This window comes from Nocardioides scoriae, assembly GCF_900104965.1.
GTDB classification, from domain to species: domain Bacteria; phylum Actinomycetota; class Actinomycetes; order Propionibacteriales; family Nocardioidaceae; genus Marmoricola; species Marmoricola scoriae.
In genome coordinates, this window is the sequence record NZ_LT629757.1 from 3,573,470 (window position 1) to 3,598,455 (window position 24,986).

A 24,986-nucleotide genomic window follows, 5' to 3' on the forward strand; every position below is an offset into this window, starting at 1 on the left:
AGTCCCGCAGCACCCGAGATCGCCGACGCCACGCCCGGCGACGGACTGCGCGAGGGAGCCTTCGGCAACGCCACCGGGCTGGCCTGCCGCGAGTGCGGCCACCAGGTCGCGCTGGGTCCCCACTACGCCTGTCCGGAGTGCTTCGGGCCGCTCGAGGTCGCCTACGCCTTCCCGGCCGTCACCCGCGAGCAGATCGAGGCCGGCCCCCGCAACATCTGGCGCTACAAGGCGCTGCTGCCGGTGCCCGACGACATCGAGCAGAGCCGCAACATGGAGCCCGGCTTCACCCGCCTGCTCAAGGCCGACAACCTCGGCCGCGAGCTCGGCATCGACCACCTGTGGGTCAAGGACGACTCGACCAACCCCACCAACTCCTTCAAGGACCGGGTGGTGGCGTGCGCGCTGAGCGCCGCCGTGGAGTTCCACAGCAAGGTCTTCGCCTGCCCCTCCACCGGCAACCTGGCCAACGCCGTCGCCGCCGCGGGCGCCCGGGCCGGCATCCGCACGGTGGTGTTCATCCCCAGCAACCTCGAGAAGCCGAAGCAGGTCAACTCGGCCGTCTACACCGACTCGCTGGTCGCCGTGAACGGCAACTACGACGACGTCAACCGGCTCGCCTCGGAGATCGCCGGCGAGGAGGAGGGCTGGGCGTTCGTCAACGTCAACGTGCGCCCCTTCTACGCCGAGGGCTCCAAGACGCTCGGCTACGAGATCGCCGAGCAGCTCGGCTGGCGGCTCCCCGACCAGATCGTCATCCCCGTCGCCTCGGGCTCGCAGCTGACCAAGGTGCACAAGGCCTTCCAGGAGCTCATCTCCCTCGGCCTGGTCGAGGACAAGCCCTACCGCGTCTTCGGTGCGCAGGCCACCGGCTGCTCGCCCGTCTCGGTCGCCTACAAGGCCGGCACCGACGCCATCCGCCCGGTCAAGCCCGACACGATCGCCAAGAGCCTGGCTATCGGCAACCCGGCTGACGGCATCTACGTGCTCGACATCTGCCGCGAGACCGGCGGTGCCGTCGAGGACATCACCGACGACGAGGTCCGCGCGGGCATCCTGCTGCTGGCCCGCCACGAGGGCATCTTCACCGAGACCGCGGGCGGCACCACGATCGGCGTGCTCAAGAAGCTGGTCGACACCGGGCAGCTCGACCCCACCCTGGACACCGTGGTGATCAACACCGGCATGGGCCTGAAGACCCTCGACGCGATCAGCGACCAGGTCGGCCCGGCCGCGACCATCGAGCCGTCGTACGCCGCCTTCACCGGCAGCGGCGTCCTCTGACCCCCGCACCCAGCGACCCCCGAGGAGCCCTCGCATGAGCGTCAGCGTCCGCATCCCCACCATCCTGCGCACCTACACCGGTGGCGACTCGGAGGTCAGCGCCGACGGCGCGACCCTGGCCGAGGTGCTCGACGACCTCGAGGCGCACCACACCGGCATCCGCGCCCGCGTGCTCGACGACAACGGCGCGCTGCGCCGCTTCGTCAACGTCTACGTCGGCAACGACGACGTGCGCTTCCTCGAGGGGCTGAAGAGCCCCACGCCCGACGGCACCCAGATCAGCATCATCCCGGCCGTCGCCGGCGGCTGAGCCGACCTGTCCGGCGGCGGTCACCGGCGTCCGGCACACTGGCGCCCATGCCTCGCAAGATCGCCACCAACGACCGCGTCGAGCGCGACGAGCTGCTCGACTTCGTCCGCCCGCGCCACCGCGCCGTGCTCGTGACCACGCGCCAGGACGGCAGCCCCCAGCTGTCGCCGGTCACGTGCGGGGTCGACGAGGAGGGCCGGGTCGTCATCTCGACGTACCCGAAGCGGGCCAAGGTCGCCAACCTGCGCCGTGACCCCCGCACCACGGTGATGATCCAGAGCGACGACTGGGACGGGCCGTGGGTGCAGCTCGACGGCACCGCCGAGGTGATCGACATGCCGGAGGCGCGGGAGCCCCTGGTCGACTACTTCCGCAGCATCTCCGGTGAGCACCCCGACTGGGACGAGTACCGCGACGCCATGCAGAAGCAGGGCAAGTCGCTGGTCCGGGTCACCATCGAGCGGTGGGGACCGATCGCGACGGGCGGCTTCCCGCCCGAGCACGCCGACGACTGAGGAGGCGCGGTGGCCACCCACCACTACCGGCTCGCCACGACCTGGACGGGCAACCGCGGCACCGGCACCAGCGGCTACCGCGACTACGCCCGCGACGTGACCCTGCGGTCGTCGGGCAAGCCCGACCTCCAGGGGTCCGCCGACCGGCCGTTCCGCGGCGACCCCGAGCGCTGGAACCCCGAGGAGCTGCTCCTGGCCGCCCTCTCGCAGTGCCACCTGCTGTCCTACCTCCACGTCGCGGTCACCCACGGGGTGGTGGTGACCGACTACCGCGACGACGCCAGCGGCTCGATGGAGCAGCACGGCATCGGAGGCCGCTTCACCGAGGTGGTGCTGCGCCCGGTGGTCACCGTCGCCGACGCCGCCCACGTCGGCCTGGCCACCGAGATCCACGCCGAGGCGGCCGCCGCCTGCTTCATCGCCTCCTCGGTGTCCTTCCCGGTGCGCCACGAGCCCGTCACCCGCGTCGCGACCGCGCCCGCCTAGGGTCGGACCGTGCCCGACGACACCGCCGTCACCGCCGACACCGCCCTGCCCGTCCGCCCGGAGGTCCTGCTCGCCACGTGCGCCGCCCTCCCCGGCGGGGAGGAGTGGACCGGCACCCACCTGCTCGTCCCGGCCCTGGAGGCCGTGGGCCTGCGCGCCCGCTGGGTGGTCTGGGACGACGCCGACGTGGACTGGTCGCAGGGCGTCGTCGCCGTGCGCTCCACCTGGGACTACGAGACCCGTCGCGAGGAGTTCCTCTCCTGGGCGCACCGGCTGCCGTGGCTGCTCAACTCGGCGTCCACCTTCACCTGGAACACCGACAAGGCCTACCTGCCGCTCCTGGAGCAGGCCGGGGCGGCCGTGGTGCCCACCCTGCTGGTCTCCGACGAGTCGGCGCTGCCGGCCGCCATCGCGGAGGTCTCGCCCGCCGAGGCGCCACGGGCCGTCGTGAAGCCGCGCGTCGGTGCCGGTGGTCGCGGCGTGGTCGTCTTCGACGGCCTCGACGGCGGCCCGTCGGGCCTCGACGAGGCCGAGCTCGGCCCCGGACCGTGGGTGGTGCAGCCGCTGGTCGACTCGATCCGCACCGAGGGCGAGACCTCGGTCTTCGTCCTCGACGGCGAGGTCGTGTCGCAGGCGCGCAAGGTGCCCGCGGGCGACGAGATCCGCGTCCACCAGCAGTACGGCGGCTCCACCGTCGCCGCCGAGGTCACCGCCGAGGCCGCCGAGGTCGCGCTCGCGGCCGTCGCCGCGGCGGAGTCGCTGCTCGGGGAGCGGCTCGACTACGCCCGGGTCGACCAGATGCGCCTGGCCGACGGCCGGCTCGCGGTCAGCGAGCTCGAGGTGACCGAGCCGAGCCTCTACCTCGACGTGCTGCCCGGCAACGCCACCGCCTTCGCCGCCCTGGTGGCCCGGCGGGTGGCCGACGCGGCGCAGCACTGACGCACCGCCGGGCCCGGTCCGACCGCCGCCGTTCAGCCTGGGGTCGGCCGCCGTTCCCGTGCCGGTCGCACCGCCCCGGTGCAGTAGAGGCGTGGACGTACGCCGCCCCGCGCTCGCCGCCCTGCTCGGGGCCGGTGTCCTCGGCCTGCTCGGGGGCGCCGCGGCCGGTGGTCGCGGGCTGCTCGACCGCCAGGCGGCCACCGCCCGGACCCTGATCGGCAAGCCGCTGGGGGAGCAGGCGCTCGCCGCCGACCGGACCTGGCGCAAGAAGCGCGGCGACCGCCTCGAGCTGGTCGTCCTCGGTGACTCCATCGCCGCCGGCCTGGGCGCGGAGCGGCCGCGCGACACCCTCGGGGCCCGGCTCGCGCGCAAGCTGGCCAAGCGCACCGGGCGGGCCGTGCGGCTGCGGACCGCGGCCGTGGTCGGCTCCGAGAGCAGCGCGCTGGCGGCCCAGCTCGCGGCGCTGCCGGCGGCGTACCGCCCGGACCTGGCGGTGGTCGTGGTGGGCGGCAACGACGTCACGCACCGGGTGCCGGTGGCCACGTCGGTGGCGCACCTGGTCGCGTGCGTCGCCGAGCTGCAGCGCCGCGGCGCCCACGTCGTGGTCGGCACCTGCCCCGACCTCGGGGTGCTCCGCCCCGTGCCGCAGCCGCTGCGGACCCTGGCCGGCCGGGCCTCCCGCCAGCTGGCCCTGGCCCAGGCCCGTGCGGTGCTGCCGCTGGGCGCCTCGGTGGTCTCGCTGTCGGACGCGGTGGGCGACCACTTCCGCCGCGATCCCGACCTGATGTTCAGCCTCGACGGGTTCCACCCCTCGTCGCTGGGCTACCGCCACGCGGCCCGCGCGCTGCTCCCGCGGCTGGTGGACGCGGTCACAGGGACTGGACAGTTGCCCCTCACAACGACATCGTGAGCGGGTGAGCGACAAGACCGGGGTGACCCGCACCAAGGACATCGAGACCGTCCTGCACCAGAACGACGAGGCCCACGCCGGTCAGGGCCTCGCCAAGCGGCTGAGCGCCTGGGACCTGATGGGGTTCGGGATCGGCATCGTCATCGGCACCGGGATCTTCACCCTCACCGGCACGGAGGCCAAGAACCACGCGGGTCCCGCGATCGTCATCTCCTTCGCCATCGCCGGCGTCGTCAGCATGCTGGCGGCGCTGTGCTACGCCGAGCTGGCCGCAGCCGTGCCGACCGCGGGCAGCTCCTACACCTACGCCTACACGACCATCGGCGAGATCTTCGCCTGGATCATCGCCTGGGACCTGATCCTGGAGTTCGCGCTCGGCGCGGCCGTGGTGGCCCGCGGCTGGTCGGGCTACCTGCAGCAGCTGTTCGGGCTGCCCCAGGCGTTCTTCGGCGAGGAGAACTCCGTGGTCAACCTGGGGGCCGTGGCGATCGCGCTGGTCCTCGGCGTGGTCGCGGCCGTGGGCATCCGCGAGTCCAAGCTGGTCACCAACGCCCTGGTCGTGATCAAGGTCAGCGTCTGCGTCTTCGTCATCGCCGCGGGGCTGTTCTTCGTCAAGGCGGCCAACCTGAAGCCCTTCGTGCCCCCCAGCCAGCCCGGCGAGGACGCCGGCGGCCTCAAGCAGCCGCTGTGGCAGCTGCTCACCGGCATCCAGCCCGCGTCGTACGGCGTCGCGGGGGTGTTCGTGGCCGCCGCGGTCGTGTTCTTCGCCTACAGCGGCTTCGAGGCCGTGGCCAACCTCGGCGAGGAGACCAAGGAGCCGGCCAAGGACATGCCCAAGGGACTGATCGGCACGCTCGTGGTCTGCACGGTGCTCTACCTCGGGGTCTGCTTCGTCATCACCGGCATGGTGAAGTACACCGGCCTGTCCGAGGGGGCGCCGATCTCGGACGCCTTCGACCAGGTCGGGCTGGGCTGGGCGTCGATCCTCATCAACATCGCCGCCATCGCGGGCCTGAGCTCGGTGATCCTGGTCGACATCGTCGCCATGGGTCGCATCGGCTTCGCGCTGTGCCGCGACGGCCTGCTGCCCGCGTCGGTCGGCCGCATCCACGAGCGCTTCCAGACCCCGCTGCGGATCACGCTGGCGACCACGGCGGCCGTGTGCCTGCTGGGCGCGTTCGTCCCGCTGGCCACGCTGGCCGAGATGGTCTCGATCGGCACCCTGTTCGCCTTCCTGGTGGTCGCGATCGCGGTCGTGGTGCTGCGGCGCACCAAGCCCCGCATGGAGCGGCCCTTCCGCACGCCGTCGGTGCCGTGGCTGCCGGCCGCCTCCGCGCTGTCGTGCCTGGCCCTGATGGCCAGCCTCGCCGTCGAGACCTGGCTGCGGTTCCTGGTGTGGCTCGCGCTGGGCCTGGTCATCTACTTCGTCTACGGCCGCACCCACTCGCGGCTCGCACCCGGCGTCTCGGACCGCGAGGTCACCTCCCGGCTCGGCGGCGACGAGGTCGTCTGAGCCGTCCCCACGAGGTGGGCCCGACGTTTGCACTCGACCAGGGCGAGTGCTAAAAATGGGGGTGCTGGCACTCTCATGCCGAGAGTGACAGCGGCACCATCCCATGGCCGTCCCCGTCGAGGTCAGGCAGCGCCGGTGAGAAGGGTTCACCGGGCCCGGTCCCGACCGTCCGTCGCGGGCGACGCGGTCGGCCATCCATTCACTTGAGCGTGAGGAATCGCCAAGAGCATGCCGAAGCTGATTGCTTTCAACGAAGAGGCCCGCCGCGGTCTCGAGCGTGGGATGAACACCCTCGCCGACGCGGTCAAGGTCACGCTCGGCCCCAAGGGCCGCAACGTCGTCCTCGAGAAGAAGTGGGGAGCCCCCACGATCACCAACGACGGCGTGTCCATCGCCAAGGAGATCGAGCTCGAGGACCCCTACGAGAAGATCGGTGCCGAGCTCGTCAAGGAGGTCGCCAAGAAGACCGACGACGTCGCGGGCGACGGCACCACCACCGCCACCGTCCTGGCCCAGGCCATGGTCCGCGAGGGCCTGCGCAACGTCGCCGCTGGCGCCAACCCGATGGCGCTCAAGCGCGGCATCGAGAAGGCCGTCGAGTCCGTCTCCGCGCAGCTGCTCGGGATGGCCAAGGACGTCGAGACCAAGGAGCAGATCGCCGCGACCGCGTCGATCTCCGCCGCTGACGCCATCGTCGGCGAGGCCATCGCCGAGGCGATGGACAAGGTCGGCAAGGAAGGCGTCATCACGGTCGAGGAGTCCAACACCTTCGGGCTGGACCTCGAGCTGACCGAGGGGATGCGCTTCGACAAGGGCTACATCTCGCAGTACTTCATGACCGACCCGGAGCGGATGGAGGCCGTCCTCGACGACCCCTACATCCTCATCGCCAACTCCAAGGTCTCCACGGTCAAGGACCTGCTGCCGCTGCTCGAGAAGATCATGCAGTCGGGCAAGCCCCTGCTGATCATCGCCGAGGACATCGAGGGCGAGGCCCTCTCGACCCTGGTCGTCAACAAGATCCGCGGCACCTTCAAGTCGGTCGCCGTCAAGGCCCCCGGCTTCGGTGACCGTCGCAAGGCCATGATGCAGGACATCGCGATCCTCACCGGTGGCCAGGTCATCTCCGAGGACGTCGGCCTCAAGCTCGAGTCGACCGGCATCGAGCTGCTCGGCCAGGCCCGCAAGGTCGTCGTCACCAAGGACGAGACCACCATCGTCGAGGGCATCGGCGACGCCGACCAGATCGCCGGTCGCGTCAACCAGATCCGCAACGAGATCGACAAGAGCGACTCCGACTACGACCGCGAGAAGCTGCAGGAGCGCCTGGCCAAGCTGGCCGGCGGTGTCGCGGTCATCAAGGTCGGCGCGGCCACCGAGGTCGAGCTCAAGGAGCGCAAGCACCGGATCGAGGACGCCGTCCGCAACGCCAAGGCGGCCGTCGAGGAGGGCATCGTCGCCGGCGGTGGCGTGGCGCTCGTCCAGGCCTCCGCCTCGGCGTTCGAGAAGCTCGAGCTGGTCGGCGACGAGGCCACGGGTGCCAACATCGTGCGCCTCGCGGCCGAGGCCCCGCTCAAGCAGATCGCCATCAACGCCGGCCTCGAGGGCGGCGTCGTGGCGGAGAAGGTGCGCAACCTGACCCCGGGTCACGGCCTCAACGCCGCGACCGGCGAGTACGTCGACATGATCGCCGAGGGCATCATCGACCCCGCCAAGGTCACGCGTTCCGCGCTGCAGAACGCCGCGTCGATCGCCGCGCTGTTCCTCACCACCGAGGCCGTCGTGGCCGACAAGCCGGAGAAGGCCGCCCCCATGGGTGGTGGCGACCCGTCCGGCGGCATGGGCGGCATGGACTTCTGAGTCCAGCCCCCGTTCCACCAGCTCCACTCGCAGGGCCCCGATCCGGTTTTCCGGGTCGGGGTCCTGTGGCGTCGGGGGCGCTGATCACCCGGACGTCCGGGTAATCATCTGCTGGACGTCTGTTGCAACAGACGTCCAGCAGCTGGAAAGGACGTCCAGTCGGGCGTCGTACGGCGACGTGGGACAGTGGCGGCGGGGTCGCCGGCTCGGTCCGTGCGAGCAGCGACCGACCTCCGCAGGCAGGGGTACGCCGACGCGGCGCCCGCCCGATCCGCCCGCCGCCGTCCCCCGCCGATCCATCCACCCGAGGAGCCTGATGACCCGCGAGATGACCGTCAGCGACAGCGTCGTGATCGCCGCCGACGCGGCCACGATCTGGGCCCAGGTGGCCGACCCGACGCAGATGGCGCGGTGGAGCCCGGAGAACACCGGGGCCCGCACCCGCGCGGAGGTGCGGCCGCTGACCGAGGGCGAGGTCTTCGAGGGCACCAACCGGCGCGGACGGGCGCGCTGGTCGACCGAGTGCGTGGTGCGGCACTCGGTGCCGGGGGAGCGGTTCTGCTTCGACGTGCGCCGGATCGGGTCGGTGTCGCGGCCGCTGCTGCCGGGGCGGATCGCGCGGTGGGACTACACCTTCGCTGCCGTCGAGGGCGGCACCCGGGTGACCGAGACGTGGAGCGACGGCCGTCGCGGCTGGCCCGACTGGCTGGCCGGCGCGTTCGACAAGACGGTGACCGGGGGCCGGCTGTTCTCCGACTTCCAGCGCCGCAACATCTCCCGGACGCTGGCGGCCCTCAAGTCCGACCTCGAGACGGTGGCGTGAGCGTCCTGCGCGAGCGCCTCGCGCAGGCTCCCGGCCCGCTGGGCATCGGGGCCGGGCTGGTCGCGACCCTGTTCGCGGCGTCGGGCGTGGTCCACCTGGTGCGGCCCTCGGTGTTCGAGCCGATGGTGCCGGACCTGCTGCCCGGCGCGACCGAGCTGGTGCTCGCCTCCGGGGTGGCCGAGCTGCTCTGCGCCGCGGGGCTGGTCTGGCCACGCACCCGGCTGCTCGCCGGACCGGCCTCGGCGGCCCTGCTGGTGGCGATCTTCCCGGCCAACGTCGCGATGACGGTGGATGCGTGGCAGGGCTACCGGGCGGGCGAGGACAGCGCCGGGTGGCTGGCCGGGACCGTCGCGCGCCTGCCGCTGCAGCTGCCGCTCATCTGGTGGGCCTGGCGCGCGGGTCGGCGCTGACCCCCTGGGGTCACCCGTGGGTGGTGCTGCGCCGGCCCAGCGCCAGCGCGGCCAGTCCCGCACCGAGCACGAGCGCACCGGCGACGGCGTCGACCAGCAGGGCGGCACCCGGGCCGGGCCCGTCGACGAGGCGGCCGGCCACGGCCGAGCCGGCGGCGACGCCGACCACGTTGGCGGTCGCCAGCGCCGTCATCATCGTGGTGCCGCGACCGGGCGGGGCGACCCGGTCGGCCAGGGCGTACGACGTGACCAGCGCCGGCGCGAGGGCCACGCCCAGCAGCAGGTTGGCCAGGGCGAGCGGCACGGGCGCCGACACCGAGGCGGCGAGCAGGCCGGCCAGCACGAGCAGGAGCCCGGCCACGGCGATCCGCAGCTCCAGCACGAAGCCGCGCGGCAGCCGGGTGGTGAGCAGCCCGGTGACGGCCGAGCCGATGCCCATCAGCGCGTAGACCGGCCCGGTCAGCTCGTCGGTGCCGGCCAGCGCCATCCGCGCCGCGACCCCGGTCGAGGTGGCGCCGAAGACCAGGCCGACCGACCCCGTCGCCACGAGCAGCGCCACGACGTACGCCGTCGGCAGCGGCGCGCGGTGCTCCGCCACCGAGCCGTCCGTGCGGACCCGGCCGGGCAGGGCGCTCGGGTGCAGACCGAAGCCGGTCTGGGTGACAGCGGCGAGCACCAGCGCGACGACCAGGCCCAGCGTGGGCGACCCCAGCGCGGCCAGCGTGCTGACCAGGACCGGGCCGACGACGAACATGGTCTCGTCGACCGCGCCCTCGAAGGCCATCGCCGAGGAGACGAAGCCGCGGTGGTCGTGGCCCGCGCCGGGGCCAGGGCCCGCGCCGGGCCGGCCCCCCGGTGCCCGCCGCGCGAGCACCGACCAGCGGCTGCGGGCCATCGCGCCGGCCTGCGGGTTGGCCAGGCCGACCACGGCGACCAGCGCGACCGTCACGGTCAGCGGCTCGGTGCCGTGGAGCGCCAGGACCGTGCCGAGCGCCAGCACCTGGAGCGCGGTGGCGGCCAGCGCGACGGGACGCTGGCCGAAACGGTCGGAGGCGATCCCGACCAGCGGCCCGCCGACGCCGCCGCCGATGCTCAGCGCCGCGACGGCCAGGCCGCCGAGGCCGTAGGAGCCGGTGAGCGAGGCGACGTACAGCAGGATGCCGAGCGGGAACATCGCCGTCGGCAACCGGACCGTGGCGTCCAGCGCGAGGAAGGGGCGGTCGACCGAGGCCAGGACCGTCCGCAGCGAGGTGCGCGGCGGGTGGCCGGCGGGCGCGGGGACGGCAGCGTCGTGGCTGCTGTCCGGGGTGGTGGGGGTCAGCTGGGTCATGCGGTGCTCCGGGTGCGACGGGTGCGGCGCACGCCACCCCACCACTGACGCGCAGAACCCCTGAGCACGACCAGGCTAGCCGAGCGTGCCCGCCCCGGGCCACCTCGCGGCGTGCTGCCCGCCACCCGCCACCGGCTCAGACCCCCAGCAACCCCGCACCGATGAGCGCGTCGGCCCGCCGCACGACGAGGTCGACGACGCGGGGGTGGGGGCCGATGACGTCGGCGACGGCCCGGGCGCCGGCGTCGCGGGCGAGGGTGGCGGCCTTGCGGGCGAAGTACCCGCCCGCGAGGAGGTACGTCGAGACGCAGTCGCCCGGCCGGACGACGTCCTCGACCCGCTGGCCGAGGCCGGACAGGGTGGCCACCCGGACGGGGCCGCCCCAGGCGCGGGCGAGCAGCTCGGCGGCGCGGTCGAGGTCGCGGGTGGCCAGCACGTCGCTGGAGCCGGCGGCCACCATCACCAGCGGCTGTCCGGGCCGGGCGCCGGCGGCGACCAGCTGCTCGACCTGGGCGTCGGCGAGCAGCGCGTGGGGGCCGAGGGAGCGGCCGAGGAAGGCCGGCCCGCCGGCGCCCGCCACGGCCGCGGGCAGGTCCTGGCGCAGGTGGAACCCGGTCGAGAGCAGCAGCGGCACCACGACCGTGGGCGCCGCGGACGACTTCAGCACGTCGGCCAGCAGCGGCTCGCACAGCTCGACGTAGGAGGTGACCGCCTCCAGGCCGAGCCGGTCGGCGGTGAGCCGGGTGAGCTCGGCGGCGACCAGGTTGCCCGAGGCGGTGCGGGTGCCGTGGGCGACGGTCACCAGGCGCGGCGCGACGCTCACCGGGCCGCCCCGGCGCGGCCGCTCACGGGGCCGGTCACGGGGCCGGTCACGGGGCCGGTCACGGGGCCGGTCACGGGGCCACGGCCAGGCGGTAGCCGCGCTTGACCACCGTCTGCACCGACCGGGTGCCCAGGGCGGCGCGCAGCCGGGCCACGGCCATCTCGACGGCGTGCTCGGAGCCGGCGGTGCCGCTGGGCAGCATCGCCAGCAGGGCCTGCCGCGAGATCACGTTGCCGGGGTTGCTGACCAGGGCCTGCAGCACGGCGGCCGGAGCGGCCGAGAGCTTGACCTCGACCCCGTCGACGAGCACCTCGTCGCCGTGCAGCAGCAGCTGGTGGCCGCCGACGAGCTCCAGGGTCAGGCCCTCGCGCCGCGAGGGCAGCTCGGTCTCGAGCTGCTTGACCATCGCAGCCAGCCGCGAGCGCTCGGGGAAGATCGTCGGCACGCCCCACATCTCGAACGCCGCCGAGGTGACCGGGCCGACGCACGACGCGACGACGTCGGCCTGGAACGCCGAGACCACCTCGTCGCGGCGCCCGGTCGAGCCCGCGGCGTCCATCAGGGCGGCCACCGCGGGGGCGGAGGTGAAGGTGACGGCGTCGAGGTCGCGCTCGGCGATCAGGTCGATCATGCGGAAGATCGGCTCGGGGTCCTCGGCCGCGACCACGCGGTAGACGCTGACCGTGCTCACCTCGGCGCCCCGGCGGCGCAGCGCGTGGCCGACCATCGACAGCGACTGGCCGTGCTCCTGCACGACGATCCGGCGGCCGGTCAGGTCGCGCCCGCGCAGGTGGTCGAGCACGTCCTCGAACTCCTCGGACTCCGGCGCCCACAGCTCGCGCAGGCCGTAGCGGCGCAGCGCGCCGACGCTCTTGGGCCCGCGCGCGAGGATCTCCGCGTCGCCGAGGTGGTCGAGCAGGCGGCGGAGCAGGCCCCAGCCCTTGGCGGCCTCGAACCACGCGCGCATCCCGATGCCGGTGGTGGCCAGGAACAGGTCGACCGGGCGGGCCAGCACGTCCTCGGTGGCCGCGTGCAGCTGCGCGTCGTCGACGCGGTGCGGGTCGAGCGAGAGCGCCGGCGCGACCACGACCTGGGCACCGCGCCTGGTCAGCAGGGCGGCCTGCTCGTCGACCTTGCGGGCGGCGGTGACCCCGACGCGGTAGCCCGTGAGGGGTCCCACGACCGGCGCGTCGACCGGTCCCTCGGCCGGCTCGTCGGTCGTGCTCGTCCCACCGGTCTGGCTCACTCGCGCTCCTCCTCCGGGCTCTCGCCGGTCTCCCGCTGCGGTCCGACGAGGACGACTCCGGCCTCGACGCGGACGTCGTACGTCGGCACCCGGACCGCATCGTCGTCGAGGCTGTGGCCGGTGCGGAGGTCGAAGGCCTGCTTGTGCATCGGCGAGGCCACGAACGGCACCGCCTCCCCACGGAAGGTCCTCGACCCGACGATGCCGCGGGAGAGCACCGACGCCCGTGAGAAGGGATCGTAGTTGGACAGGGCGAACAGCTCGCCCGCGTGGGTGCGGAACACCGCGACGGCCCGGCCCTCGACGAGGGCGGCGACCCCGCCCTCGACCTCGATGTCCTCGACCCGGCAGACGCGGGTCCAGGAGGTCCCGGCGGGCGTGGCGGGCCCGGCGGGCTCGGCCACGGGGGAGGGGCGCGTCGTCATCGGGGGGCTCCCACGGGGATCGTCGCGCCGAGCGAGACCGGGCCCTGGCTCTCGGCCGGCTGGACCTGGTCGCGGCTGGAGGTGAAGCTGATGTGCGGGTCGGGCACCTCGGGGGCGTTGACGAACGACACGAACCGCGCCAGCTTGGCCGGGTCCTCCAGGGTCGCGGCCCACTCGTCGAAGTAGGTGTCGACGTGGCGTGCCATTGCCGCCTCGAGCTCGGTCCCGAGGCCGAGGACGTCGTCGACCACCACGGCGTGCAGCCGGTCGAGGCCGCCCTCGAGGCTGTCGACCCAGGGGGCGGTGCGCTGCAGGCGGTCGGCGGTGCGGACGTAGTACATGAGGAACCGGTCGAGGTAGCGCACCAGCGTCTCGGTGTCGAGGTCGCCGGCGAGCAGCCGGGCGTGGACCGGGGTGGCGCCGCCGTTGCCGCCGACGTAGAGGTTCCAGCCCTTCTCGGTGGCGATCACGCCGAAGTCCTTGCCCCGGGCCTCGGCGCACTCCCGCGCGCAGCCGCTGACCCCGCCCTTGAGCTTGTGGGGCGAGCGCAGCCCGCGGTAGCGCTCCTCGAGCATGATCGCCAGGCTGGTCGAGTCCTGGACCCCGAAGCGGCACCACGTCGAGCCGACGCACGACTTCACGGTGCGCAGCGACTTGCCGTAGGCGTGCCCGGACTCGAAGCCCGCGTCGACCAGCCGGCGCCAGATGGCGGGCAGCTGCTCGAGCCGGGCACCGAACAGGTCGATGCGCTGGCCGCCGGTGATCTTGGTGTAGAGGTCGAAGTCGCGGGCCACCTCGCCGATGACGATCAGCTTCTCGGGCGTGATCTCCCCGCCGGCGATCCGGGGCACCACGGAGTAGGTGCCGTTCTTCTGGATGTTGGCCAGGTAGGCGTCGTTGGTGTCCTGCAGGGTGCGGTTGCCGGCGTCGAGCACGTGGTGGTTGAGCTGGCTGGCCAGGATCGAGGCCACCGCGGGCTTGCAGACCTCGCACCCGCGACCGGTGCCGTGGCGCGCGACGACGTCGTCGAAGCGGGTGTGGCCGTGGATGGCCACCACCTCGAAGAGCTCGGCCCGGGTCATCGCGAAGTGCTCGCACAGGCTGGTGTCGACCTCCCGGCCCTGCTCGGCGAACCAGTCCTCGACGATCTTCTTCACCACCGGCTTGCACGACCCGCAGGTGCTCCCCGCGCCCGAGCAGGCCGTCACGCACGACGGGCTCTCGCACGGCTCCTCGTCGCGCGCCACGTGGTCGACGATCTCGCCCTTGGTGACGTTGTTGCACGAGCAGACCACCGCCTCGTCGGGCAGCGTGACACCGCTGGTGCCGCCCCGCGAGGCGGGCAGGATCAGGTACTCGGGGTTCTCCGGCAGCGCGATCCCCGAGGCCACCATCGGCCGCAGCACGCCGTACGCCGTGGCGTCGCCGACCAGGATCCCGCCGAGCAGCACGTGGGAGCCGTCGCCGGCGTCGCTCTCGGCCACCACCAGCTTCTTGTAGACGCCGGCGACCGCGTCGGCGAAGACCAGCTCGAGCGCGCCGGGAGTGGTGGCGAACGCGTCGCCGAAGGAGGCCACGTCGACGCCCAGCAGCTTGAGCTTGGTGGACGTGTCGGCCCCGGTGAAGGTGCCCGGGCCGCCGGTCAGGGCGTCGGCCACCACCTCGGCCATGGCGTAGCCGGGCGCCACCAGGCCGTACATCCGGCCGGCGGGCGCGGCGCACTCGCCGATGGCCCACACGTGCGGGTCCGAGCTGCGGCACTGCTCGTCGACGAGCACCCCGCCGCGCTCGGCGACGGCCAGCCCGGCCCCGCGGGCCAGGGCGTCGCGTGGGCGGATGCCCGCGGAGAAGACGACGACCTCGGCGGGCACCGGGTCGGCGTCCCTGAGCGCCAGGCCGGTGACGCGACCGTCGTGGCCGAGCACCTCGCTCGTCGCGGCGCCGCAGTGCACGACCAGGCCGAGCTGCTCGACGTGGCGGGCCAGGGTGGCGCCGCCGGCGTCGTCGACCTGCACCGCCATCAGGCGCGGTGCCATCTCGACCACGTGGGTCTCCAGGCCGAGCTGGGCCAGCGCGTTGGCGGCCTCCAGCCCGAGCAGGCCGCCGCCGACCACGGCACCGACCCTCGCTCCGGCGGCGGCCTCGCGGATCGCCTCGAGGTCCTCGACGGTGCGGTAGACGAAGCAGCCGTCGAGGTCCCTGCCGGGGATCGGGGGCACGAAGGGCGCGGCCCCCGTGGCCAGCACCAGCTCGTCGTAGGCCAGCTCCTCGCCCGTCGCGAAGGTCAGCGTCCGGGCCCCGACGTCGACCGCGGTGACCTCGGTGCCCAGGACGAGGCGGACCCGCGGGTCGTCGTACGCCCCGGTCGGGAGCAGGGAGAGCGCGTCGGCGCCGACCTCGAAGAAGGAGGTGAGCGCGACCCGGTCGTACGCCGGCCGCACCTCCTCGCCGACGACCACGACGTCGTGGGTCTCGGTGAGGCCGCGCTCGACGGCCGCCTGGACGAAGCGGTGGCCGACCATGCCGTGGCCGACGACCACGAGGGTCTTGCGCAGGTGTGCCATCACGGGAGGGGTCCCTTCGGTTGGTGCAGCGGGGGTGCTGGCCAGGGGCTGGCCAGGGGTGGCAGGTGGGTCAGGTGGGGGCGAGGGCGGGGCGGGTGGCGAGCAGCTGGCGGACGGCCTCGGCGCAGCCGCCGCAGCCGGTGGTGGCGCGGGTGGTCTCGCGCACCTGCTCCAGCGAGCGGCAGGCCCGCACGGCGCCGGCCGTGACGCCGGCGCAGGTGCAGACCTCGGCGTCGTCGGGCAGCACGCTGGGCCGGGCGCGGCGCTCGCTCATGAGCAGCTCGCCCGGCTCGGTGGGGCCGAGCACGGTGCCGCGGTCGTAGTGCTGGGTGATGAGGCCGATCCGCGACAGGTCGCCCACCAGCGAGGCCGCGACCACGACGCCGTCGCGGACCACGAGCTTGCGGTGGGAGCCGACGACGGGGTTGCTGACCTCGACCACCTCGCCGACCGCGGTCTCGGGGTCGCCCAGCACCGCGACCTCGAGGTCGGTCGCGCGCAGCCGGGCGACGGTGCGGGCCCCGGGGTAGGTGACCTCCTCGCCGGCGAGGTGGGCGGCCAGCACGCCGGCCTGCTCCCAGGCCGGCGGCACGAAGCCGGTGACCTGCTGCTCGTGCTCGGCGCAGTCGCCCAGGGCGTGGACGGTCTCGTCGCTGCTGCGGAGCCGGTCGTCGACGACGATGCCCCGGCGGGTGGTGAGCCCGGCCCGCCTGGCCAGCGCGGTCGAGGGCCGGCCGCCGGCGGTGAGCACGACCAGGTCGGTCTCGAGGGTGTAGCCGTTGTCGAGCCGCAGCCCGGTCACGCCGCCCTCGGTGCCGAGCCGCACGGCCCGGGCGCCGGTGTAGACGGCCGTGCCGAGCCGCTGCAGGTCGCGCGCGATGATCCGGCCCGCCGCCGCGCCGACCTGGCTGCGCAGCACGTGCTCGCCGCCCTCGACGACCTCGACCGCGAGCCCGCGCACGCTCAGCGCCCGGGCGACCTGGAGCCCGAGCAGGCCGCCGCCGACCACCACGGCGCGCTCGGCGTCGGCGACCGCGGCGTCGAGGCGCAGGCAGTCGTCGAGGCTGCGGAAGGCGTGCACGGCCGGGTGCAGGGTGCCGTCCATCCGGACCAGCCCGCGGATCGGCGGGAGGCTCGGGATCGACCCGGTGGCCAGCACCAGCACGTCGAAGCCGAACCGCCGGCCGTCGACGAGCATCACCTCGCGCCGCTCGCGGTCGACGTCGAGGACGCGGGCGCCCAGGCGCAGGTCGACGTCGTGGGCGGCGTACCAGTCGGGGGAGCGCAGCGTCAGCGCCTCCGGCCGGTGGGTGCCCTCGAGCACGGCCGACAGCAGGATCCGGTTGTACGGCGCGTGCGCCTCGTCGCCGAGCACCGTCACGTGGTCGGTGGTGGTGACGCCGCGCTCGACCAGGCCCTCGACCAGCCGGGTGGTGGCCATCCCGGAGCCCACGACCACGATCCGCCGCGCCGTCACGCGTGCACCGCCGCGGCGCAGACCTTGAACTCCGGCATCCGGCTCGACGGGTCGAGCGCGTCGTTGGTGAGCCGGTTGGCGCCGACCCAGTGGAAGGGCACGAAGACGGTGTCGGGACGGATGGTGTCGACCACGCGTGCCGGCGCCTCGAGCGCGCCGCGGCGGGTCGTGACCACCACGCGCCGGCCGTCGACGGCACCGATCCGGGCGGCCAGCATCGGGTGCAGCTCGACGAACGGCCCGGCGTCGGGCAGGTCGGGGATGCGGCGGGTCTGGGCGCCGGACTGGTACTGCGCGAGCACCCGGCCGGTCGTCAGGTGCAGGGGGTACGCCGCGTCCGTGGGCTCGGCGGTGCCCCGGTGGTCGACCGCGACGAAGCGGGCCCGGCCGTCGGGGTGGGCGAAGGCGTCGCCGAACAGCCGCGGCGTGCCCGGGTGGGGCGCGGCGCCGGCGTCGGCCGGGTCGGTCGCGGGGCAGGGCCAGAAGACCCCGTGCTCCTCGCGGATCCGGTCGTAGGTGATGCCGCTGTAGTCGGCCCGCCCGCCCGCGGAGGCCCGGCCGAGCTCGGCGAAGACCTCCTCGGGGTCGGCGGAGAAGGCCACGGGGGACCCGACCCGCTCGGCCAGCGCCGCGATCACCTCGAGGTCGGAGCGGACGCCGGTCGGCGGGGGGACCGCCTGCTGGCGCAGCACGACGCGGCCCTCGAGGTTGGTCATGGTGCCGGTCTCCTCGGCCCACTGGGTCACCGGCAGCACCACGTCGGCCAGCGCCGCGGTCTCGCTCATCACCAGGTCGCACACCACGAGCAGGTCGAGCGCCTCGAGCCGCTCGGCGACGTGGCCGGCGCGCGGAGCGGAGACCACGATGTTGGAGCCGAGGACGAGCAGCGCGCGGGGACCGCCGGGTCGGCCCAGCGCGTCGAGCAGCTCGTACGCCGAGCGGCCGGCGCCCGGCAGCGACTCCGGCGCCACCCCCCACACCCGGGCGACGTGGGCGCGGGCGGCGGGATCGTCGACCATCCGGTAGCCGGGCAGCTGGTCGGCCTTCTGGCCGTGCTCGCGCCCGCCCTGGCCGTTGCCCTGGCCGGTGAGGCAGCCGTAGCCGGCGTGCGGCTTGCCGGGCATCCCGAGCGCCAGCGCGACGCCGATCCAGCCGAGCACGGTCGCGGTGCCCTGCGCGTGCTGCTCGGCGCCGCGAGCGGTCAGCACGGTGACGGTGCCGGCGCCCGCCAGCAGGGTGGCCAGCGCGCGCAGCTCGGTGGCCGGCACGCCGGTGACGCGCTCGACGCGCTCGGGCCACCACCCGGCCGCGACCCGGCGCACGTCCTCCCAGCCGGTGGTGCGCTCCGCGACGTACGCCTCGTCGACGGCGCCCGCCGCGTCGAGCAGGTGCAGCACGCCGAGCGCGAGCGCCAGGTCGGTGCCGGGGACGGGCTGGAGGAGCACGTCGGCGCGGTCGGCGGTCGGGGTGCGCCGCGGGTCGACGACCACGACGGTGCCGCCGCGGGCACGCAGCCGGTCGAGGTGGCGCGAGGCGGGCGGCATCGTCTCGACCAGGTTGGAGCCGACCAGGACCAGCACGTCGGTCTGCTCGAGGTCGGCCAGCGGGAACGGCAGCCCGCGGTCGATCCCGAAGGCCTGGTTGCCCGCCGAGGCGGCCGAGCTCATGCACCAGCGGCCGTTGTAGTCGACCTGGCTGGTGCCCAGCGCGACCCGGGCGAGCTTGCCCAGCTGGTAGGCCTTCTCGTTGGTCAGCCCGCCGCCCCCGAAGACGCCCACCGCGTCCCGGCCCGACTCGGCCTGCAGCGCGAGCAGCCGGGAGGCGACCAGGTCGAGGGCCTCGTCCCAGCCGACCGCCCGGAGCTCACCGGTCGACCGGTCGCGCACCAGCGGCGTGGTCAGCCGCTCGCGGTGCCCGCGCAGCCCCGTCGCCGTCCAGCCCTTGCGGCACAGCCCGCCCTCGTTGACCGGGAACTCCGGCCAGGCCAGCACCTCGAGCGTCCCCCGCCCGCCCCCGGTCCCCGAGGAGGGCGCTCCGCGCCCGCCCCCGGCCCCTGAGGAGGGCGCTCCGCGCCCGTCTCGAAGGGTCATGCCGCACTGCAGCGAGCAGTAGGGGCAGTGGGTGCGCGTCTGGGGCACGGCTGCTCAGACCCGGTCGGCGGTGGCGGAGCGGCGCAGGTAGACCGCCCACACGACGACCGCGCACACCACGTAGTAGCCGGCGAAGACCACGAACGCGCCGGTGGTCGCCGACAGCGGGCTCTCGACCCACGGGGCGCTGAAGGCCAGCGGGATCAGGAAGCCGCCCAGGGCGCCGACGGCGCCGATGACGCCGAGCGCGGCCGAGGCCTGCTGGGTCGAGGTGAGCAGCGCGCGGCTCTGCTCGGGCGTGCCCTCGGTGGTGGTCGCGACGGCCCGCGACCGCCAGATCGCCGGGATCATCTTGTAGGTCGAGCCGTTGCCGATGCCGGTGGAGGCGAAGACCAGCAGGAAGAACCCCAGGAAGATCGGGAACCAGCGCTGGTTGTCGGCGGCGATGCCGGGGTCCGCGGTCGGGTTGGGCGTCAGCTGCAGCAGCGTGACCAGCACGCCGAGGGTGAACACGATCATCCCGGCGAAGGCGCCGAGCGTCACGCGCGCGCCGCCGTGCCGGTCGGCCAGCCAGCCGCCGAGGGGCCGGGTCAGGGAGCCCACGAGGGCGCCGAGGAAGGCGAAGTAGGCGAAGTAGATGCCGGTGCCGAGCGGGGCCGGCTCGGGCACCCAGAAGGTGAGCTTGATGAGCAGCGGCATCGCGGCGGAGTAGCCGATGAAGGAGCCGAAGGTGCCGATGTAGAGCATCGCCATCACCCAGGTGTGCTTCTCGCTGACGACCCGGAGCTGCTCGCGCGGCTTGGACCGGGCGGTGCCCAGGTTGTCCATCCACAGGTACGCCGCGACGGTCGCGGCGATCGCCAGGGCGGCGTACAGCCAGCCGGCCCGCTCCAGGTGGATGCCGCCCTCGCTGGCCTTGACGAGGCCGAAGACGCCGGCGCCGCCGACGACGACGGGCAGGAAGAACTGGATGAGCGAGACGCCGAGGTTGCCGCCGGCGGCGTTGAGGCCGAGCGCGGCGCCCTTCTTGGCGGCCGGGTAGAAGAAGTTGATGTTGGCCATCGAGCTGGCGAAGTTGCCGCCGCCGAAGCCCGCCGTGGCGGCGATGAGGCAGAACGCCCAGTAGGGGGTGTCGGGGTTGCCGACCGCGATCGCGAACCCGACCGTCGGGACCAGGAGCATGGCCGCGCTGATCATCGTCCAGTTGCGGCCGCCGAAGACCGGGACCGCGAAGGTGTAGGGCAGGCGCAGCAGGGAGCCGACCAGGTTGGGCAGCGCCACCAGGAAGAACAGCTGCTGCGGCGTGAAGGCGAAGCCCTGGGCGACCAGGAACGCCGAGCTGACGCTCCAGATCAGCCAGACCGAGAAGCCGAGGTGCTCGGCGAAGATCGACCAGACCAGGTTGCGACGGGCGACCTGGCGGCCGCCGTCCTCCCAGAAGCCGGTGTCCTCGGGACGCCAGTCGTCGATCCAGCGCCCGGTGCGGCGGGGGCTGGGTGGGGTGGGCTGCGGCGCCGCGGTGAGGTCGGGCTGCGAGTGCGTCGTGGCCATGGTGCGCTCTCCTGGGAGTTCGGCCGCGGTCGGTCGGCCGGTCTGCTCGGGGAGGGCCCACGCTCGTCGTCGTGTGTTTCGGGTCCGTCACGCGCGACGAGACGCCTGCGTCAACTTGTCCTCACGGGCTCACGCGCCTCACGACCTCACTCACGTGCGGCGCCGCAGCGGCGCCGGGGTGCGCCTCAGGAGGCGAGGTCCTCCGCGGGCACGCCCAGGGCGGCGCCGGCCTCGCGGGCCGCGGAGAAGGCCTGCTCCTGCATCTCGGCGGCCTGGTCGGTGAACGCGTCGAGCGCCGGGTTGACGCCGACGAGGGTGAACTCCCGCTCGACCAGGGTCAGGTCGGCCTGCCAGACGTCCTCGAGGATGCGGCGCAGGTACGCCGTGGAGTGGTCCCAGCCCTCGCGCGGGGTGCCCGCGGCGTACGACCCGCCCCGGACGGTGGCGAGCACGACCGGGGTGCCCTCGAGCAGCGGCGCCCCCGCCTCGGAGCCGGCGATGACCAGGTCGATCCAGGCCTTGACGTGCTGGGAGACGCCGAAGTTGTAGAGCGGCACGGCCAGGAGCACGGCGTCGGCGCTGGTGAGCTCCTCGACCAGCTCGGCGGCGAGGGCGACGGCACGCTGCTGGCCCTCGGTGCGCTGGTCCTCGGGGGTGAAGGCCGCGGTGACCGCGTCGGCCCACGCCTGTGCCGGCAGCGGCTGCGAGCCGAGGTGGCGGCGGACGACCTCGTCGTGCGGGTGGGTGGTGGTCCACTCCTGCTCGACGATGTCGGCGATCTCGCGGCTGGAGGACGTGGCGGGCAGGATGCTCGCGTCGATGCGCAGCAGGGTCATGGGGGTCTCCTGGGTCGGGTTCCGGGGCGCCGTCGGCGTGACGACGCTTTCAAATCAGAAGCAACATCGTCACACGAAGTCTTGTTCCCGGGTCCTCTATCCTTCGGCCATGGCCGGGGACGTCGCAGCGGGAGCGCGGGCAGCGGAGCACTCCGCGCCGGCCTGCGACGCCGCCCTGTCGCACGCCTTCGAGCTGCTGGGCAAGCGCTGGAACGGCGTCATCCTCGGGTCCCTCATGGACGGCGCCGCCGGCTTCGCCGAGGTGCGCCGGGCCACGGGCATCAGCGACTCGGTGCTGGCCGAGCGCCTGGCGGGCCTGACGGCGGCCGGGCTCGTGGTGCGCGAGGTCGACGAGGGGCCGCCGGTGTCGGTGCGCTACCACCTGGCGCCGCGCGGGGAGGCCCTGGTGCCCGTGCTGCAGGACCTGATGGCGTGGGCGCGCGAGCACCTCGACGCCCCGGCGCCGCCGGGCGGCGGCTGCTAGAAGACGTTGCGCGGGCGGAACTGCACGCTGATGCGCGGGCCGACCGGACGCGCGGTCTTGGGCACGGCGTGCTCCCAGGTGCGCTGGCACGAGCCGCCCATCACGACCAGGTCGCCGTGGCCCAGCGCGTGGCTGACCGCGACCGAGCCGCCGACCGGGCGCAGCTGCAGCTTGCGGGGGGAGCCGAACGACACGATCGCGACCATCGTGTCCTGGGTGCGTCCGCGTCCCAGGTCGTCGCCGTGCCAGGCGACCGAGTCGCGCCCGTCGCGGTAGTAGCAGCAGCCGGCCGTCACGAAGGGCTCGCCGAGCTCGGGGGCGTAGTGGGCCGACAGCGCGTCGCGGGCCTCGACCAGCGCGGGGTGGGGCAGCGCCTCGGCGATGCCGTAGGTGTGGACCAGCCGGGGGACGTCGACGACGGCGTCGTACATCTGGCGTCGCTCGGCGCGCCACGGGACGGCCGCGACGAGGTCGGCGAAGACGGCGTCGGCGCCCGCGAACCACCCGGGCAGCACGTCGATCCAGGCGCCGTGGCCCAGCGTCGTGCGCTGCACGCGCCCGGCCAGGGGACCGACGCCGACCTGGGTGTCGGTCGCGGGGTCGGTGTCGAGGGAGCCGAAGAGGGAGGCCTGGAAGTCCACGCTCATGGAGCGACGCTAGCACGCCGTTCGAACACGTGTGCGAACCTCGTCCGGCGTCGCGCGGCAGTGCCATCATCGACCCGTGGACGGGCGATCGCGGACGACGGGACTGCTGCTGGCCGCGGGAGCCGGTCGGCGGATGGGGCGGCCCAAGGCGCTGGTCGAGGGCTGGCTGCCCCGCGCGGTGGCCTCGCTCGCCGGGTGCGACGAGGTGGTCGTGGTGCTCGGGGCGCAGGCCGACCGGGCCCGGCCGCTGGTGCCGCCCGGTCCGCGCGTGGTGGTGGCCGAGGACTGGGAGCAGGGCATGGGTGCCTCGCTGTGCACCGGTCTGCGGGCGCTCGCCGACGGCGGGTCGCGGCGCTGCGTGGTGACGCTGGTCGACCTGCCGGACGTCACGGCCGAGGTGGTGGCGCGCCTGCTCGCGGTGCCGGGGGAGGCGGGCGTCCTCGCGCGGGCGGCGTACGACGCGGTGCCGGGCCACCCCGTCCTGCTCGGTCGCGACCACTGGGCGGGCGTGGCCGACTCGGCGGCGGGCGACCAGGGCGCCCGCGACTACCTCCGGGCGCGCGACGTCGTGCTGGTCGAGTGCGGCGACCTCGCGGCGGGCGTCGACGTCGACACCCCGCAGGAGCTCGGGCGGCAGCGCCTCAGCGGGCCTTCCTGATCCGGATGGCGCCCTTGGCGGTCGACGGGTCCACGACCCGACCGCCCTGGGTGATCTCGACCCGGCCGGCGGCCACGAGCCTGCGGGCCGCGCGGCGGGCGGGCTCCATCAGCTCGCGCCAGCCCTCGTCCTCGGCCGGCCCCACCACGCGCGCGGCGTCGGACGGGCAGATGGTGGCGCCGCCCTTGCGCTTCGCGAGCAGGTCGAGGATCGCCTGCTCGAGCTGCTCGTCCTGGGCGGTGACGCCGTGGCGGCGGCAGCCCGTCGAGCAGTAGCGGACCTGGTCCCAGTCGCGCTCCCACTTCTTGCGCCACTCGATGCGGCGCCCGCACGACGCGCAGGTCTTGTCCTCGGGCGGGGCGGCCACGGGTCAGGAGATCCAGACCACGAGGCCCGAGAGCACCACCGTCGCCGCGCCGATCGCGCGCCAGCCGTCGTGGCTGATGAACGAGCGCGAGAGACCCAGCGTGGTGACCAGCGAGGCGAGCACGGCCAGCGGCAGCGCTGCCGGTCCGAGCAGCGGGCTGAGCAGCGCGAAGCCGAGCACGAGCACGCCGGAGCCGATGAACAGCCGCATCGTCAGGGGGTGGTACGCCGCGGACGAGCCGCCGGCGACGACCCGACGGGGGTCGGGCTGGGGGCGGGCGGGGGACAGGTCGCTCATGGGCACTCGATCGAGGTGAGGGGGCGTCGGCGCTCGACGGTGGGCGCCGCTCTCGACGGTACCGGGGCTCCGAAGACCCCGCAGGTGGATGATCTCCCCCGTGGAGCGACACGGCCCCGGGGCCACCGGCGTGGTCCGGCTGCAGCCGCTGACCCGACGCAAGGTGGCCTCGCTGGGGGAGCCCGGGCGGGCCTGGCTGGCCGACCTGCCGCGCGTGCTCGACGAGCTGGCCGAGCGCTGGGAGCTGACCTGGGAGCGCCCGCTGCCCGGCGGCAGCGCGTCGTACGTCGTGCGCGGGCGGACGCCGTCCGGCGAGGCCCGGGTGGTCAAGGTCGGCGTCCCCGACCTCGACGAGGAGCAGCCGCTCGAGGCGGAGGCGGCGGTGCTGCGGGCAGCGGGAGGACGGGGCTACGCCCTGCTCCACGACGACGCCCCCGAGCACCGCGCGCTGCTGCTCGAGTCGCTCGGCCGCTCGCTGCAGCAGGCGCCGGCCGAGCCCGAGGTCGTGCTCGACGTGCTGGTGGACACCCTGCGGGAGGCCTGGACGGTCCCGGTGGCGGCCGTGGGGACGGGCGGGTCGAGCGGTCCGGGCGGGGAGCCGAGGGCGCGGCAGCTGGCCCGGCTGGTCGCGACGACCGACGACCGGCTGGGCGGTGCCTGCCGGCCCGACGTGCGGCGGCAGGCGCTGACGTGCGCCGAGCGGCTGGCCGACCCCGGGCCCGACGGCGAGGTCGTCGTGCACGGGGACGCCCACCCGGCCAACGCGCTGCGGGTCCCGGAGCCGCGGGTCGGTGCGCCCGTCCCGTCCTCGGGCCACGTCCTGGTCGACCCGGACGGCTTCGCCTGCGACCCGGCGTACGACCTGGGGGTGACGCTGCGCGAGTGGAACGCCCGCCTCGAGGCCGGTGGTCGCCCGCTCCTCGAGGCCTGGTGCGACCGCGTCGCCGAGCGCTCCGGCTGCGACCGCGACCGGATCTGGGCCTGGGCCTTCCTCGAGCGCGTGTCCACCGGCCTGTACGTCTGCGGGTTCGGCGCCCACGACCTCGGCAGCCGCTTCCTGCGCACCGCCGAGCTCCTCCTCGACCCACCCCCGTCGTCCCGCTCGGCGGGACCCAACCCCGGACCAACCGGGCGTCCGTAACCT

General features: G+C 74.4%; 25 protein-coding genes. 13 read left to right on the plus strand and 12 right to left on the minus strand.

Annotated elements, in window-relative coordinates; all coding sequences use genetic code 11:
- Nucleotides 1-18: 18 nt before the first annotated feature.
- The 10 genes from thrC to BLU55_RS16965 all read left to right on the plus strand — a co-directional run bounded on the left by thrC (nt 19) and on the right by BLU55_RS16965 (nt 9,047).
- A complete protein-coding gene (gene thrC, locus BLU55_RS16920) occupies nt 19-1,281 on the plus strand; it encodes a threonine synthase (protein ID WP_091734141.1) in 1,263 nt (420 codons plus the stop codon).
- A gap of 34 nt (nt 1,282-1,315) precedes the next feature.
- On the plus strand, nt 1,316-1,591 hold the full coding sequence (locus tag BLU55_RS16925) for a MoaD/ThiS family protein (RefSeq protein ID WP_091732138.1): 276 nt from the start codon (nt 1,316-1,318) through the stop codon (nt 1,589-1,591).
- A gap of 47 nt (nt 1,592-1,638) precedes the next feature.
- Nucleotides 1,639-2,106, plus strand: a complete 468-nt coding sequence (locus tag BLU55_RS16930) for a PPOX class F420-dependent oxidoreductase (protein ID WP_091732139.1) — start codon at nt 1,639-1,641, stop codon at nt 2,104-2,106.
- 9 nt (nt 2,107-2,115) lie between these two features.
- Nucleotides 2,116-2,592, plus strand: coding sequence for an OsmC family protein (locus BLU55_RS16935; RefSeq protein WP_091732142.1), 477 nt, complete (start codon nt 2,116-2,118; stop codon nt 2,590-2,592).
- A gap of 9 nt (nt 2,593-2,601) precedes the next feature.
- A complete protein-coding gene (locus BLU55_RS16940) occupies nt 2,602-3,531 on the plus strand; it encodes an ATP-grasp domain-containing protein (protein ID WP_091732145.1) in 930 nt (309 codons plus the stop codon).
- Nucleotides 3,532-3,622: 91 nt separating this feature from the next.
- Nucleotides 3,623-4,441 carry an SGNH/GDSL hydrolase family protein gene (locus tag BLU55_RS16945; protein WP_197681028.1) on the plus strand — a complete coding sequence of 273 codons (819 nt, stop codon included), beginning with the start codon at nt 3,623-3,625 and terminating at the stop codon, nt 4,439-4,441.
- 4 nt (nt 4,442-4,445) lie between these two features.
- Nucleotides 4,446-5,954 carry an APC family permease gene (locus tag BLU55_RS16950; RefSeq protein WP_231916926.1) on the plus strand — a complete coding sequence of 503 codons (1,509 nt, stop codon included), beginning with the start codon at nt 4,446-4,448 and terminating at the stop codon, nt 5,952-5,954.
- A gap of 228 nt (nt 5,955-6,182) precedes the next feature.
- A complete protein-coding gene (groL, locus tag BLU55_RS16955; protein ID WP_091732147.1) occupies nt 6,183-7,814 on the plus strand; it encodes a chaperonin GroEL in 1,632 nt (543 codons plus the stop codon).
- Between the two features lie 316 nt (nt 7,815-8,130).
- A complete protein-coding gene (locus BLU55_RS16960) occupies nt 8,131-8,637 on the plus strand; it encodes an SRPBCC family protein (RefSeq protein WP_091732149.1) in 507 nt (168 codons plus the stop codon).
- Entirely contained in the window at nt 8,634-9,047 is a 414-nt protein-coding gene (locus tag BLU55_RS16965) for a DoxX family protein (protein WP_231916927.1), read from the plus strand. The genes BLU55_RS16960 and BLU55_RS16965 overlap by 4 nt, the downstream gene beginning before the upstream one ends.
- Nucleotides 9,048-9,057: 10 nt before the next feature.
- Here the strand turns inward: BLU55_RS16965 and BLU55_RS16970 are convergent, their stop codons facing one another.
- From BLU55_RS16970 to BLU55_RS17010, 9 genes are all read right to left on the minus strand, one after another.
- Entirely contained in the window at nt 9,058-10,377 is a 1,320-nt protein-coding gene (locus tag BLU55_RS16970) for an MFS transporter (RefSeq protein WP_091732152.1), read from the minus strand.
- 136 nt (nt 10,378-10,513) lie between these two features.
- On the minus strand, nt 10,514-11,200 hold the full coding sequence (locus BLU55_RS16975; protein ID WP_091732157.1) for a sirohydrochlorin chelatase: 687 nt from the start codon (nt 11,198-11,200) through the stop codon (nt 10,514-10,516).
- A gap of 70 nt (nt 11,201-11,270) precedes the next feature.
- The gene (locus tag BLU55_RS16980) at nt 11,271-12,446 is read right to left on the minus strand and encodes a uroporphyrinogen-III synthase (RefSeq protein ID WP_231916928.1); all 1,176 of its coding nucleotides are present in this window, start codon (nt 12,444-12,446) and stop codon (nt 11,271-11,273) included.
- Nucleotides 12,443-12,871, minus strand: a complete 429-nt coding sequence (gene nirD / locus BLU55_RS16985; RefSeq protein WP_091732160.1) for a nitrite reductase small subunit NirD — start codon at nt 12,869-12,871, stop codon at nt 12,443-12,445. The genes BLU55_RS16980 and nirD overlap by 4 nt, the downstream gene beginning before the upstream one ends.
- Entirely contained in the window at nt 12,868-15,435 is a 2,568-nt protein-coding gene (nirB, locus tag BLU55_RS16990; RefSeq protein WP_091734152.1) for a nitrite reductase large subunit NirB, read from the minus strand. Before nirB ends, nirD begins: the two co-directional genes overlap by 4 nt.
- Nucleotides 15,436-15,505: 70 nt before the next feature.
- Nucleotides 15,506-16,912 carry an FAD-dependent oxidoreductase gene (locus tag BLU55_RS16995; protein WP_231916929.1) on the minus strand — a complete coding sequence of 469 codons (1,407 nt, stop codon included), beginning with the start codon at nt 16,910-16,912 and terminating at the stop codon, nt 15,506-15,508.
- Complete coding sequence (locus BLU55_RS17000) at nt 16,909-19,050, minus strand: molybdopterin oxidoreductase family protein (RefSeq protein WP_269457925.1); 2,142 nt, start codon at nt 19,048-19,050, stop codon at nt 16,909-16,911. The genes BLU55_RS16995 and BLU55_RS17000 overlap by 4 nt, the downstream gene beginning before the upstream one ends.
- Nucleotides 19,051-19,056: 6 nt before the next feature.
- Entirely contained in the window at nt 19,057-20,553 is a 1,497-nt protein-coding gene (locus tag BLU55_RS17005; RefSeq protein WP_091732162.1) for an MFS transporter, read from the minus strand.
- Nucleotides 20,554-20,738: 185 nt separating this feature from the next.
- Nucleotides 20,739-21,389: an FMN-dependent NADH-azoreductase gene (locus tag BLU55_RS17010; RefSeq protein ID WP_091732165.1), complete on the minus strand. Its 651-nt coding sequence runs from the start codon at nt 21,387-21,389 to the stop codon at nt 20,739-20,741.
- A 109-nt stretch (nt 21,390-21,498) separates the two neighbouring features.
- Here BLU55_RS17010 and BLU55_RS17015 point away from each other — a divergent pair, with 109 nt between their 5' ends.
- Entirely contained in the window at nt 21,499-21,873 is a 375-nt protein-coding gene (locus BLU55_RS17015) for a winged helix-turn-helix transcriptional regulator (protein ID WP_091732168.1), read from the plus strand.
- Here the strand turns inward: BLU55_RS17015 and BLU55_RS17020 are convergent.
- A complete protein-coding gene (locus tag BLU55_RS17020; protein WP_091732170.1) occupies nt 21,870-22,520 on the minus strand; it encodes an alpha-ketoglutarate-dependent dioxygenase AlkB in 651 nt (216 codons plus the stop codon). The two genes, BLU55_RS17015 and BLU55_RS17020, sit on opposite strands and share 4 nt — an antisense overlap.
- Before the next feature lie 76 nt (nt 22,521-22,596).
- Between BLU55_RS17020 and BLU55_RS17025 the strand changes: the two genes are divergently transcribed.
- Nucleotides 22,597-23,178 (plus strand): nucleotidyltransferase family protein, encoded by a 582-nt coding sequence (locus BLU55_RS17025; RefSeq protein WP_231916930.1) that lies wholly within the window; start codon nt 22,597-22,599, stop codon nt 23,176-23,178.
- On the opposite strand, the gene BLU55_RS17030 is transcribed toward BLU55_RS17025, so the two are convergent.
- Both BLU55_RS17030 and BLU55_RS17035 read right to left on the minus strand, forming a co-directional pair.
- Nucleotides 23,162-23,545 carry a DUF2256 and DUF3253 domain-containing protein gene (locus tag BLU55_RS17030; RefSeq protein WP_091732177.1) on the minus strand — a complete coding sequence of 128 codons (384 nt, stop codon included), beginning with the start codon at nt 23,543-23,545 and terminating at the stop codon, nt 23,162-23,164. The genes BLU55_RS17025 and BLU55_RS17030 overlap by 17 nt on opposite strands.
- A gap of 3 nt (nt 23,546-23,548) precedes the next feature.
- Entirely contained in the window at nt 23,549-23,842 is a 294-nt protein-coding gene (locus BLU55_RS17035; RefSeq protein ID WP_091732179.1) for a hypothetical protein, read from the minus strand.
- 100 nt (nt 23,843-23,942) lie between these two features.
- Here BLU55_RS17035 and BLU55_RS17040 point away from each other — a divergent pair, with 100 nt between their 5' ends.
- Nucleotides 23,943-24,983, plus strand: a complete 1,041-nt coding sequence (locus BLU55_RS17040) for an aminoglycoside phosphotransferase family protein (RefSeq protein WP_157682927.1) — start codon at nt 23,943-23,945, stop codon at nt 24,981-24,983.
- Nucleotides 24,984-24,986: the final 3 nt, after the last annotated feature.